General features: G+C 62.9%; 11 protein-coding genes and 1 pseudogene. 11 read left to right on the top strand and 1 reads right to left on the bottom strand.

Features of this window, described 5'->3' with window-relative positions; genetic code table 11:
- Positions 1–13 precede the first annotated feature (13 nt).
- The 10 genes from EN993_RS02350 (at position 14) to EN993_RS02305 (ending at position 9,768) form a co-directional block, all read left to right on the top strand.
- The gene (locus EN993_RS02350) at positions 14–1,159 is read left to right on the top strand and encodes an ABC transporter ATP-binding protein (protein WP_127262266.1); all 1,146 of its coding nucleotides are present in this window, start codon (positions 14–16) and stop codon (positions 1,157–1,159) included.
- A 110-nt stretch (positions 1,160–1,269) separates the two neighbouring features.
- Entirely contained in the window at positions 1,270–2,517 is a 1,248-nt protein-coding gene (locus EN993_RS02345; protein ID WP_127262265.1) for a sugar ABC transporter substrate-binding protein, read from the top strand.
- 138 nt (positions 2,518–2,655) lie between these two features.
- The gene (locus EN993_RS02340) at positions 2,656–3,552 is read left to right on the top strand and encodes a sugar ABC transporter permease (RefSeq protein WP_109661869.1); all 897 of its coding nucleotides are present in this window, start codon (positions 2,656–2,658) and stop codon (positions 3,550–3,552) included.
- 5 nt (positions 3,553–3,557) lie between these two features.
- Positions 3,558–4,400: a carbohydrate ABC transporter permease gene (locus tag EN993_RS02335; protein ID WP_109661871.1), complete on the top strand. Its 843-nt coding sequence runs from the start codon at positions 3,558–3,560 to the stop codon at positions 4,398–4,400.
- Positions 4,401–4,463: 63 nt separating this feature from the next.
- The gene (locus EN993_RS02330) at positions 4,464–5,285 is read left to right on the top strand and encodes a sugar phosphate isomerase/epimerase (protein ID WP_127262264.1); all 822 of its coding nucleotides are present in this window, start codon (positions 4,464–4,466) and stop codon (positions 5,283–5,285) included.
- 11 nt (positions 5,286–5,296) lie between these two features.
- Positions 5,297–6,373, top strand: a complete 1,077-nt coding sequence (locus EN993_RS02325) for a Gfo/Idh/MocA family oxidoreductase (RefSeq protein ID WP_127262263.1) — start codon at positions 5,297–5,299, stop codon at positions 6,371–6,373.
- Positions 6,373–7,191 (top strand): sugar phosphate isomerase/epimerase, encoded by an 819-nt coding sequence (locus EN993_RS02320; protein ID WP_127262262.1) that lies wholly within the window; start codon positions 6,373–6,375, stop codon positions 7,189–7,191. Before EN993_RS02325 ends, EN993_RS02320 begins: the two co-directional genes overlap by 1 nt.
- On the top strand, positions 7,191–8,024 hold the full coding sequence (locus tag EN993_RS02315; RefSeq protein WP_127262261.1) for an alpha/beta hydrolase: 834 nt from the start codon (positions 7,191–7,193) through the stop codon (positions 8,022–8,024). Before EN993_RS02320 ends, EN993_RS02315 begins: the two co-directional genes overlap by 1 nt.
- Entirely contained in the window at positions 8,021–8,743 is a 723-nt protein-coding gene (locus EN993_RS02310; RefSeq protein ID WP_109661881.1) for a ribulose-phosphate 3-epimerase, read from the top strand. Before EN993_RS02315 ends, EN993_RS02310 begins: the two co-directional genes overlap by 4 nt.
- Positions 8,740–9,768, top strand: a complete 1,029-nt coding sequence (locus EN993_RS02305) for an ROK family protein (RefSeq protein ID WP_127262260.1) — start codon at positions 8,740–8,742, stop codon at positions 9,766–9,768. The genes EN993_RS02310 and EN993_RS02305 overlap by 4 nt, the downstream gene beginning before the upstream one ends.
- Before the next feature lie 68 nt (positions 9,769–9,836).
- On the opposite strand, the gene EN993_RS02300 is transcribed toward EN993_RS02305, so the two are convergent.
- Positions 9,837–11,165 carry a dicarboxylate/amino acid:cation symporter gene (locus EN993_RS02300; RefSeq protein ID WP_109661885.1) on the bottom strand — a complete coding sequence of 443 codons (1,329 nt, stop codon included), beginning with the start codon at positions 11,163–11,165 and terminating at the stop codon, positions 9,837–9,839.
- A gap of 310 nt (positions 11,166–11,475) precedes the next feature.
- On the opposite strand from EN993_RS02300, the pseudogene EN993_RS02295 reads away from it, so the two are divergent.
- Positions 11,476–11,810 (top strand): annotated as a pseudogene (locus tag EN993_RS02295) (sensor histidine kinase); the annotation flags it as partial.

Here is an 11,810-nt window from a genome sequence, read left to right as displayed (position 1 = left end):
TGGAGGGAGGAATATGGCAGAAGTCGTTCTTGAGAATATCTGCAAGACATACGGGAACAATTTTCACGCAATCGACCAGTTGAACCTGTCGGTCGAGGACGGTGAGTTTTTGATTCTCGTCGGGCCTTCCGGCTGTGGCAAATCCACCGCGTTGCGGATGATCGCGGGATTGGAGGACGTCACCAGCGGCAGCCTTCGAATCGGCGGCGTCGACGTCGTCGACATGCCGCCCAAGGACCGCGACATCGCGATGGTCTTCCAGAGCTACGCCCTCTACCCGCATATGACGGTGTTCGAAAACATCGGCTTTTCGATGCGGCTGGCAGGCAAGTCGAAGGCCGAGCGCAAGAAGCGCGTGGACGAGATCGCCAAAACCCTTCAACTGACGTCTCTGCTGGACAGCAAACCCGCGAACCTTTCAGGCGGACAGCGTCAAAGGGTTGCCATGGGCCGCGCCATGGTGCGCGAGCCGGCAGCCTTTCTCATGGACGAACCCCTTTCCAATCTGGACGCGAAACTGCGTGTTCAAATGCGCGCCGAAATCACCAGCCTGCAAAAGCAGCTCGGCGTCACGACCATATATGTGACCCACGACCAAACCGAAGCCATGACGATGGGCGACAGGGTCGCGGTGTTGAAAGGCGGCGTGCTGCAGCAGGTCGACACACCCAAGAGGCTCTATGAATCGCCGGTGAACGCCTTCGTTGCCGGCTTCATCGGGTCTCCTTCGATGAACCTTTTCGAGGCGACCCTGACGGGCGACGAACTGATGCCCGGCGCGTTAGCCATCCGGCTGCAGGATGCAGCCTTCGTGCGCAGGCCGGGCTTGAGGTCGTATGCGGGGCGCAAGGTCGTGTTCGGGATACGACCGGAGGATCTCTATGACAGCAGCCTCGAATCCGGCCGCAAGTATCAGACGATACCGGCAAAGGTGACCTCGATCGAAGAACTTGGATCCGAACAAATCGTCCATCTCAACATCGATGCGGTCCGAGTGGACTCCGGCGACCCGGACGCAGTGCAGGATTTCGGCCTGGCGTCGAACGCGGTGGCGAAATTCGAACCGGTCAGCACAGTCCGCTCCGGCTCGGAAATCCGGTTGGCCCTGGATGACGCCAAGCTCCATTTCTTCGATCCCGAGACGCATCTGGCGATCTGAATATCCGCGGCAAGGCCCGCAGGCGAGGGTGAGGCGCCTGCGTAAGAAGACTTCTGAATAACCAGACGATCGTCCGCATTGTGCGGTCGATCCCAAAGAAGGAGGAGAAAATGATGTTTCGTATTAAACCCGTGATGCTGAAAATAGCCGCGGCCGCATGGTTGCTTGGCGCAACCGGCGCCATGGCGGACACGACGCTGGAATTCACCCAATGGTGGGAGCCCGAATTGCCGGCTGGCTCGCTCAGGGCAATCATGGATGACTTCGAGGCCGCAAACCCCGGAGTCAAGGTGACGCTGGTCAGCGGCCCCTACGCGACCACGCGAGACCAGATCTCGGTTGGTGCTGCAACCGGAACGCTCAGCGACGTCGTCGGTCTCGACGGTGCCTGGGTGAACAATCTGAATGCGCAGAACGCACTCGCCGACATGAATCCGATGATGGATGCGAGCGGTTTCGACAAGAGCCAGGTCGCGGACATCATCAAGGTGGACGGCAAGGCGGTGATGTTTCCCGTGGCTTCCTTCGTCTATCCGGTCTTCGTGAATTTGGACCTCGCCGCCCAGGCAGGCGTGACCAAGCTGCCGTCGACCCGTGCGGAGTTTCTCGAAGCCGCCAAGAAGATGACGAAGGCCGACAAGAACCAGTATGGCTGGGTGCTGCCCCTGTCGCTGCAAACGCCATCCGGCGTCCAGAACGACATGATGTCGTGGGTTTGGGCTTCGGGTCAGTCGATGATGGCGAACGGCAAGCCAGACCTTGAGGGCAAACCGGTGGTGGATATGCTCACCTTCGTCAAATCACTCAACGACGCCGGCACCATCTCGCCCGGCATCGCCACCAAGACCGAGCAGGAAAAGGTCGAGGAGTTCGTCAACGACCGCGTCGGGATGATGATCGACTCGCTCGCGCATGTGAACCTCATCCGCAAGCGCAATCCCAAGCTGAACTTCGACCTCATCCCGGTCCCTGTCGTGGAAAACTATACCGGCAAGCGCGGCCTTCCCTATGCCTCCTGGGGCATCGGCATCTCTGCTGCCTCGAAACATCAGGAAGAGGCCTGGAAACTCGTCCAATATCTGATGAGTGAAAAGGTGAACGCCAAGCTCGTGTCGCTTGCAAACGCCTTCCCGGGCAACGTCAACGCCAAGCCCGACTTCGTGACCTCGGACAAGGCTTTCGGCAAGGCTTTTGAAATCTTCAAGACCGGTTATCTCGCCAATGAGTTCACGGGCCTACCGGTGGCTGAAGACCTGATGACCCAGTTCGACGTGCAAGCCCAGAAGATGCTCGCCGGCGAGCAGTCTCCCGAACAAGCCGCCGCCGCCGCTCAGAAGGGCTGGATGGCGAAATTCTGATCGGCCTGTTCCCGTTTGCTATCTTCGACCGGGTGGCCTGACTTCGGGCAGGCCACTCGGCAACAACGGATCGGCAATTTGAGATGAACCTGTTTTTGAAGCTTACCTTCTCTTGAAGGCGTATCCCAAGGTTGGCACATGACCCGGCAAAAACGCTCCCACCACAAGCTGAAACGAGCGGTCGCACCCTACCTCTATCTGTCGCCTTCGCTGCTCATCATCGGGCTGCTGATGCTGCTGCCGATGGTGACGGTGATTGCCTACTCGTTCCAGAACAGTGCGGTGCTGCGTCGTGACCCATCCTTTGCCGGACTGAAACACTACCAGGCGATCTTCGACGACCCCGTGTTCTGGGCTTCGCTGTGGCACACGCTCTACTTCACATGCATGAGTGTCATTTTCCACATGACCATCGGCATGGCCTTCGCGCTCATGCTGAACAGCGACCGCATTAATCCGACGCTGCGCAATATTCTGCGCGTGCTCTACATACTGCCCTGGCTGTTCACCGCGGTGATTATCGCCGTGATCTGGCGCCTCCTGCTTGAGCCGAACGGTGTCGTGAATAGCATTCTCATGCAAATCGGCATCATCGGTTCCAAGGTCGAATGGTTTTCCTCGCCTCAGACCGCGCTGCACGCCGTCACCTTTGCCAATATCTGGGCGGGCTATCCGCTCTTCATGGTCAGCCTGCTCGCGGGTTTGCAGGGCATTCCCAAGGATTTCTACGAGGCCGCCGATATCGACGGGGCGAAAGCCTACCAGAAGCTGATCTTCATCACCATCCCGCAGCTGATGCCGATCATCATCAGCATCTCGCTGCTCGACTTCATCTGGACCATGCAGGTCTTCCCGTTAATCTGGATAACGACGGGCGGTGGCCCGATCTACTCGACCGAGGTCCTCAGCACCTACACGTACAAGCTGGCGTTTTCGAGCTACAACCTGTCACAGGCGTCGGCGAGCGCCGTGGTCATCCTGCTGATCTCTCTCGGCCTGACGCTGTTCTACATCCGTTATCAGAAGGCTCGGTAGTCACCATGAGGAAACGAAACTCTGGCAAAGACAAGCTGATCACCGTCGCGCTGCATGTTGCTCTTGCGGCTGGACTGTTCTTCGCAGCCTTCCCGATCTACTGGATGCTCAGCAGCTCGTTCAAGTCGAACACCGAAATCTTTGCCCTGCCACCAACCATCCTGCCAAAGGCCTTCACGCTGGAAGCGTATGCAGCCATCCTTGGCGACCCGGTAAAGCTGCGTTTCTTCTTCAATAGCTATTTCGTGGCGGGATCGGTGACCGTGCTGACGGTGCTGATCGCCTTGCTGGCGGCCTACGGGTTCAGCCGCTTCAACTTCCGCGGCAAGGGCAGCCTGAACACAATCATCATCAGCACGCAGACGATTCCGCCGATCACACTTTTGATCCCCTTCTTCGGGCTTGTCGTCTCATACGGTATCTTCGATACCTACGTCGCACTGATCCTGACTTACCTGGTGTTTACACTGCCGTACGCGATCCTGCTGATGACGGGATATCTGAACACCTTGCCCCGCGATCTCGATGAAGCCGTGGCTGTCGATGGCGGCACCAGTTGGACAGCGCTTTGGCGGGTGATCGTCCCGATTTCACTGCCTGGTATCGTGGCGACGTCGGTCTACACCTTCCTGTTGTGCTGGAACGAATTTCTCTTTGCGCTGACGCTGACGAAGTCAACGTCCATGCGCACCGTCCCGATCGGCATCCAGCTGTTGATGGGGCAGCACGCCTTCGAATGGAACCAGATGATGGCGATGAGCGTGCTCGGCTCGCTACCGCTCTTGCTCATCTACCTCGTTGCCCAGAGGTACTTCCTCGCCGGCATGACCGCAGGCTCGGTCAAGTAGGATGTCCTTCCCACGGCGACGCAGAGTGGCATCAAGCAATAAGCGGCATCAAGGAATGAAAGTATGAACGTGAAAGACCTCAAAGTCGGCTGCCAGACCTTCACCTGGGAAATGCTTGGCAAGGCCTGGACCGGCGGCCCCGACGATCTGCTGAAGGCGATCGCCGATGGCGGCTATGCCGGCATCGAGATCACCGACACCATGATCGGCCACTATGCCCGCAAGCCAGCGGAATTCGCCGCCGCGCTGAAGGCGTCCGGTTTGATGCTGGTCTCCTTCGCCTTCGGCTCGAACAGTGGTTTTACGCTGAAGGAGAAGATCGGCACCGACCTCGATACCGCCAAACGCTGGATCGACTTCGCCGCTGCCTTCCCAGGCGCGCTGGTGTCGATGGGCTCTGCGACGGTGGTCTCCGACGGCCCGCGCGACGGCAAGTTCGCCATCGCCGCCGAGGTCTACAACAAAGCCGGCGAACTCGGGCGCAAGGCCGGCGTCCAGGTCGCGGTGCATCCAAGTTCGCACCACAACACGCTGCTGTTCGACCGTGCCGACTACGACACGATCTTTGCCTTGCTCGACCCCGATCTGGTCGGCTGGGTGCCGGATACCGGCCATATCCTGCGTGGCCACAAGGACATGTCCGATACGCTGCGCACCCACCGCGACCGCATCCGCTACATCCACTTGAAGGACGTCGATGCCAACGGCACCTGGGCCATGCTCGGCAAGGGCGTCTGCGACACGCCTGCGGTGATCGAGATTGCCAACACCGCGCCACGCTTCAACGGCTGGCTGGTGCTGGAGGAGGAATCCGAAACGGCCGCCGCCGATCCCGCCGGCGCGGTGAAGACCAACCGCCAGACGATGCGCTCCTACGGCGCCTGAAGAACGAGACGATGATCAAGAAACAGGACAGACGCCTCAGGGTTGGCGTGCTCGGCTGCGGCCCCATCGCGCAGTTCGCGCATCTGGAATCCTGCGTCAAGGCCGGCAATGCCGACCTCTACGCCATCTGCGACGCGGCACCCGACCTGCTCGCCCGCATGGGCGCCACCTACGAGCCGCAGAAGATCTATGCCGACTATGATGCGATGCTCGCCGATCCCGAATTGGAAGCCGTGATCGTCGCCACCTCGGACGCCTATCACGTGCCGATGTCGATCAAGGCGCTCGATGCCGGCAAGCATGTTCTGTGTGAAAAGCCGATCGGCACCTCGGTCGAGGAAGGCGAGGCGCTGGCGCAGGCGGTCAGGCGCTCGGGCAAGGTGCTGCAGGTCGGCCACATGAAACGCTTCGATCCGGCGCTGGAGGCGGCGCGCGACTTCGTCCACGACGAGATCGGTGAGGTGCTGGCGCTGAAGGCCTGGTATTGCGATTCCACCCACCGCTACACCAATACCGATGCCGTGCAGCCGCTGCCCGTCACCAGCAAGCTGGCGAGGAAGCCGGCGGGAAATCCGAAGGCCGATCTCAGGCAGTATTTCATGCTGGCGCACGGCTCGCATCTCGTCGACACGGCGCGTTTCCTGTGCGGTGATATCGTCGCCGTGCGCGCCCGGCTCAATGAGAAATTCGGCGCCTATTGCTGGTTCGTCGAGACCGAGTTCGCCAGCGGCGCGCTCGGCCATCTCGACCTGACCGTCGCCGTTCGCATGGACTGGCACGAAGGCTTTCAGCTCTATGGCGAGAACGGTTCTGTCATCGCCAGGACCTTCAACCCCTGGTACTTCCGCGCCAGCGAGGTCGAGATCTTTCACGAGAAGACCGCCACCGCCCACAAGCCGCTCGGCGCCGACGGCCATTTCTTCCGCCGCCAGCTGGAAGGCCTTGCCCAAACGGTGCTGGAAGGCGCGCCGATGCGCGGCGCCAATGTCGAGGACGGCATCGCCTCGATCCGCGCCATGGTCGCCATCGCCCGCTCGGTCGAGACCGGTGAACGGGTCGAGCTCGCTTCGGTTTCGGGAGCGGTGTGATGCGTCTCGGCATCTTCGCCAAGACTTTTCCGGGGATTGAGCCGGCTGCGGTGCTCGCGGCCGTCCGGCAGGCGGGCTATGAGACGACGCAGTTCAATCTCGCCTGTGCCGGCCTGCCGTCGATGCCGGATGCGGTGTCGGCGGAAGCTGTCGCTTCCATCCGTGCCGCCGCGCAATCGACCGGTGTTTCCCTTGCGGCACTGTCGGGCACCTACAACATGGCGCATCCCGACAAGGCCGTCCGCGACGATGGCCTTCGGCGTCTCGCCGTCGTCATCGAGGCTGCTGCTGCCCTGGATATCCCGCTGGTCACACTCTGCACCGGTTCGCGCAACGCCGCCGATCAGTGGGCCTATCACCCCGACAATGCCACGCCGGCCGCCTGGTCCGACATGGCCGCCGAGATGGAGAAGGCGCTGGCGCTGGCCGACGCCACCGGCGTCGATCTCGGCATCGAGCCCGAGCAGGCCAACATCGTCACCTCGGCCAAGGACGCGACCAGGCTGATCGCGGAGATGGGATCGAAGCATCTGAAGATCGTGCTTGATCCGGCAAACCTGTTCGAGCACGCGACGCCGGACGAAGCGCGCGCCATCGTTGCCGCGGCGATCGACGAGGCTGCCGGCCATATCGCCATGGCGCACGCCAAGGACCGCTTTGGCGACGGTCGCTTTGCCACCGTGGGCCAAGGCATCGTTGACTTCCCGGATTTCGTCGCGCGGCTGAAGGCCGTGGGTTTCGACTGCGCGCTTGTCACCCACGGCCTGTCCGCCGACGAAGCTCCCGGCGTCGCCGCCTTCTTGCGGGGGCTCCTCTGATGGGCGCTGCGCCGGCGATCCTGCTTCGCGACGATGCAGCACTTCGTGTCTTCGACACGGGGCAGGGCAGGCTTCCCATCATCTTCCAGCATGGACTTGGCGGTGATGCCGTCCAAGTGGCGCAAAACTTTCCCGACGGCCCTTCATACCGCCGGCTGACCGTCGAATGCCGCGCGCAGGGCGGCTCCGGCGCCGGCACGACACGGCCCTTTTCGATCGCCATGTTTGCCGACGATGTGCTGGCCGCCGCGGATGCGGCCAGCCTCGATCGTTTCGTCGCCTGCGGCATTTCGATGGGCGCGGCCATTGCCTTGCAGCTTGCCGCCCGGCACCCGGACCGCGTCCTGGGTTTGGTCCTTGCTCGCCCTGCCTGGGCTTTCGATGCGGCGCCGCAGAACATGCTCCCCTATGTGGAAGTGGCGGAGCTTATCCGCAGCCGTCCATTGGATGAAGCGCGGGATATCTTCGCCGCTTCCGCGACTGCCGTACGCTTTCGCACCGAGGCGCCGGACAACCTTGCTTCCCTGCTCGGCTTCTTCGCGCGCGACAACGCCGCCGTTTTCGCCGAGGTGATGCAATCGATCGCAAACGATGGGCCTGGCGTGACACGGGCCGAAGCCGCTGGCTTCAAAACGCCCACGCTCGTCATCGGCACCGGCATCGATCTCGTACATCCGCTGGCGACCGCGCGCAGCCTCGCCGACGCCATCCCCAACGCTGCCTTTGCGGAGGTGACGCCGAAGGCCACCGACAAGGAGCGCCATTTCGCCGAAATCCGCGCCGCCATCGGCAGCTTCCTCAAAGATCGTTTTAACAACCAGGACCAATCATGATCTCGAAACCTCTCTCCGGCCCGGCCGCCATCGCCGCATTGCCACGCGATCGCATGATCGCCGAATTCTCGCTGTGGTCGGCCAATCTCGCCAATTTCGAGAGCGACCTCAGGCGTATCGAGCCCTATGTCGATCTTCACCACATCGATGTGGCGGACGGTCACTTCGCCCCGTCCTTCCTGTTCTTCCCCGACCTCGTCGCCCGCATTGCCGGGCTGACGGCCAAGCCCATCCATGTCCACCTGATGGTCGATGCCGCAATCGTCGAGGCGCAGACGCGCCAGTTCATCGAGTCCGGCGCCGACATGATCAGCGTCCATGCCGAGAATGGCGAAGCGGGGTTGCGCGCCGTGCGACTGGCACGCGAACTCGGCGCCGAGGCGGGCGTCGTGCTCAGGCTGGAGACCCCGGTCGAGACGGTGACGCCTTTCGTTTCCGAGGTCGCTTTCGTCACGCTTCTGGGAACCGCAATCGGCGTCAAGGGCCAGAGCCTATCGGATAAGGCCTGCGACAGGCTGGGCGCTGCCCGCGCCATCTTGAGAAAGGCCGGTCGCGAGGCGCAGGTGGTTCTGGCGGCGGACGGCGGCATCCGCCACGAGACCGTGCCGTTGCTACGTGCCGCCGGTGCCGAGACGGTGGTTCTCGGTTCGCTCGCCTTCGGCGACAAGGATCTCGCCGGCCGCATCGGCTGGCTGCATGGCTTGAAGGTCGCGGCATGACAACAGAAGCCGCCCTTGCGATCGATCTTGGTGGGACGGAGCTTCGTGCCGCCCTGGTCGACCGCGACGGCAAGATCCTGGCATTCGCTGCGGTGCCGACGCAGGCGCAGGCCGGCCCCGATGTGGTGATCGGCCAGATCGAGGCGCTCGCGGCGACCGTCCATGCCGAGGCACCGGCACTTTCGATCGTCGGCGTCGGCGTTGGTGCGCCGGGGCCGCTCGATCCGCTAGCCGGCATCGCCGTCGGTCCGCCGACACTCGCCGGCTGGCTGGACGTGCCGCTTGCCGACATCCTCGAGCGGCGGCTCGGCCTGCCGGTGCGGCTGGAGAACGATGCCAATGCGGCGGCGCTCGGCGAATGGCGCTTCGGCGCCGGCCATGGCGCTCGCTCGCTGGTCTTCGTCACGGTTTCCACCGGCATCGGTGGTGGCGTCGTTGTCGACGGGCGCATCCTGCACGGCCGCCGCGGCCTTGCCGCCGAGATCGGCCATATGACCATCACCAATGAAGGCGAGCGTTGCGTCTGCGGCGTCGTCGGCTGCTTCGAGGCCATCGCCTCGGGCACCGCGCTCGGCCGCCGCGCCAACGCCGCGACGGCTGTAGGCGACGGCTCGGCCTTGCGGCGGCTGTCGGCGGATGCGGAGGTGACCGGCCGCCATGTCGTCGAGGCGGCACGGCTGCAGGACGCTCTTGCTTTGGCCTTGCTCGAGGAGGAAGCGCGCTGGCTGGGCGTCGGCTTCACCAATCTCCTGCATCTCTATTCGCCCGACGTGCTGGTTGTCGGCGGCGGCATCGCCAATGGCCTCGACCTGATGCATCCGGTCATCGAGGCGACCATCCGGCAACGCGCCATGCGCGCCTATCGCGACGTGCCGGTGGTGCAGGCCCAGCTCGGCCGCCATGCCGGGCTGGTCGGCGCCGCCAGCCTCGTCCTGTTCGATGATGTGGGCACTTTGGTAGCCCGCAGGCCTGTCGGTCCAAGCACATATCCGGACACGCCGCTGACCAAGACCGGCGCCGTCTGACGTTGCGACCTGCATGACAAAGGCCGGAAGCAGCACGCCTCCGGCCTTTTACGCATTGACCGCGCGGATTACTCGGCGGGTACGATATCCGCCGGCAGGCTGTCATCCGCCGTGCCCGCCAGCGCTCTCGCCAGCTTGGCTTCGTCGAGTTCACCTTCCCAACGCGCCACCACCAGCGTGGCGACGGCATTGCCGACGAAGTTGGTCAGCGCCCGGCATTCCGACATGAAGCGGTCGACGCCGAGGATCAGCGCCATGCCGGCAACGGGAACCGCCGGAACCACCGACAGCGTGGCGGCAAGGGTGATGAACCCGGCCCCGGTGATGCCGGCGGCTCCCTTGGACGAGAGCATGGCAACCAGCAGCAGCAGGATCTGGTCGCCGATCGACAGGTGGATGTTGGTTGCCTGCGCGATGAACAGCGCCGCCAGCGTCATGTAGATGTTGGTGCCGTCGAGGTTGAAGGAATAGCCGGTCGGGATGACCAGCCCGACCACCGAGCGCTTGGCGCCGGCCTTCTCCATCTTTTCCATCAGCGAGGGCAGGGCGGCTTCAGACGAGGAGGTGCCCAGCACCAGCAGCAGCTCCTCCTTGATGTAGCGGATCAAGGACAGGATGGAGAAGCCGTTGTAGCGGCAGACAGCACCCAGCACGACGAACACGAACAGAAACGACGTCACGTAGAAGGTGCCGACCAGCATGGCGAGATTGATCACCGCGCCGATGCCGTATTTGCCGATGGTGAATGCCATGGCGCCGAAGGCACCGATGGGGGCGGCTTTCATCAGCACGCTGACCAGCTTGAAGATCGGCGTCGTCAGTGCCTGCAGGAAGTTGAGGACGGGCGTGCCCTTGTCGCCGACCAGCGCCAGCGCGATGCCGAACAGCACCGAGAAGAACAGCACCTGCAGGATGTCGCCGTCGGCGAAGGCGCCGACGATGGTCGTCGGGATGATGTTCATCAGGAAGCCGGTGACCGACTGGTCGTGCGCCTTGGCGGCGTAGGTGTTGACGGTCGAGGCGTCGAGTGTCGCCGGGTCGATGTTGAAGCCGGCGCCCGGCTGTACGACATTGGCCACGACCAGGCCGATGATCAGCGCCAGCGTCGAGAAGGTAAGGAAATAGAGCATCGCCTTACCGGCGACACGCCCGACCTTCTGCAGGTCGCTCATGCCGGCAATGCCCGTCGTCACGGTCAGGAAGATGACCGGGGCGATGATCATCTTGACCAGCTTGATGAAGGCGTCGCCGAGCGGCTTCATGCTTTCGCCGACGGACGGATAGAAATGGCCGAGCAGGATGCCGACGGTGATCGCGACGAGCACCTGCACGTAGAGTTGGGCATAGAAAGGCTTGCGCTGCGCGGAAGACGCGCCTGATTGGTCTGCGATGTGCATCGAACTCTCCCTGCCGGATGGGGCGGAATGCACCGCCCTGCGTGACTTCTCCCATCGCGGCGCTCCGGTCGCACGCCGCTAGCCAGGACTTTTGCAAGCGTCGTGCCAGATCGGGGGAAGGCCGGAATCCTGGCATTTCGGCCTTTGTTCAAGACCATGCGGGCAATGCCTGTGCGGATTTCCGCACAGGCAGCGTTTGCCTGGGCGGATTTTCGCATTACACTGGCCATAAGGCCGCGAGCAAAAAGGGAGAGGGCAGACGCCGCAGGCAGGCACCGATAGCGAATCCCAAGGATTTGCCGGCCATGAGTTGCTGCGCGAGGCGGTGGCCCGGCTGCGCAATGGCCGCTGGCTTGTCGTGGTCGTCGCCCTTGCCCTTCTGGCCGGCGCGATCGCCATCGCCGGGCGCATCGCCTCCGGCCAGGCGGCCGACAATCTGCGCGACACAGCACTTGCCGCTCTGCCGCTGGCGGCGGGAACCCTGACCGGCGAAATCGAAAAGCAGCGCCTGGTTCCATTGGTCCTTGCCCGCGACGATGCGGTGCGCGGCGCCCTGCGCCGGGCCGGAAAGATGGAAGAAAAAGCCCTCAACGACAAACTCAAGGCGATTGCCGGCGATGCTTCGGCGTCCGCCATCTATGTCAT

This window comes from Mesorhizobium sp. M7D.F.Ca.US.004.01.2.1 (assembly GCF_003997785.1).
In the GTDB taxonomy this organism is placed as follows: domain Bacteria; phylum Pseudomonadota; class Alphaproteobacteria; order Rhizobiales; family Rhizobiaceae; genus Mesorhizobium; species Mesorhizobium loti.
Note: the sequence above shows the minus strand (reverse complement) of the source record. Positions and strands in the feature narration are given on the sequence as shown.

What these genes read in the sequence shown, in the direction of transcription:
- EN993_RS02350 (WP_127262266.1), top strand. Translation starts at nt 14, where the DNA reads ATGGCAGAAGTCGTTCTTGAGAATATCTGCAAGACATACGGGAACAAT.
- EN993_RS02345 (WP_127262265.1), top strand. Translation starts at nt 1,270, where the DNA reads ATGATGTTTCGTATTAAACCCGTGATGCTGAAAATAGCCGCGGCCGCA.
- EN993_RS02340 (WP_109661869.1), top strand. Translation starts at nt 2,656, where the DNA reads ATGACCCGGCAAAAACGCTCCCACCACAAGCTGAAACGAGCGGTCGCA.
- EN993_RS02335 (WP_109661871.1), top strand. Translation starts at nt 3,558, where the DNA reads ATGAGGAAACGAAACTCTGGCAAAGACAAGCTGATCACCGTCGCGCTG.
- EN993_RS02330 (WP_127262264.1), top strand. Translation starts at nt 4,464, where the DNA reads ATGAACGTGAAAGACCTCAAAGTCGGCTGCCAGACCTTCACCTGGGAA.
- EN993_RS02325 (WP_127262263.1), top strand. Translation starts at nt 5,297, where the DNA reads ATGATCAAGAAACAGGACAGACGCCTCAGGGTTGGCGTGCTCGGCTGC.
- EN993_RS02320 (WP_127262262.1), top strand. Translation starts at nt 6,373, where the DNA reads ATGCGTCTCGGCATCTTCGCCAAGACTTTTCCGGGGATTGAGCCGGCT.
- EN993_RS02315 (WP_127262261.1), top strand. Translation starts at nt 7,191, where the DNA reads ATGGGCGCTGCGCCGGCGATCCTGCTTCGCGACGATGCAGCACTTCGT.
- EN993_RS02310 (WP_109661881.1), top strand. Translation starts at nt 8,021, where the DNA reads ATGATCTCGAAACCTCTCTCCGGCCCGGCCGCCATCGCCGCATTGCCA.
- EN993_RS02305 (WP_127262260.1), top strand. Translation starts at nt 8,740, where the DNA reads ATGACAACAGAAGCCGCCCTTGCGATCGATCTTGGTGGGACGGAGCTT.
- EN993_RS02300 (WP_109661885.1), bottom strand. Translation starts at nt 11,165, where the DNA reads ATGCACATCGCAGACCAATCAGGCGCGTCTTCCGCGCAGCGCAAGCCT.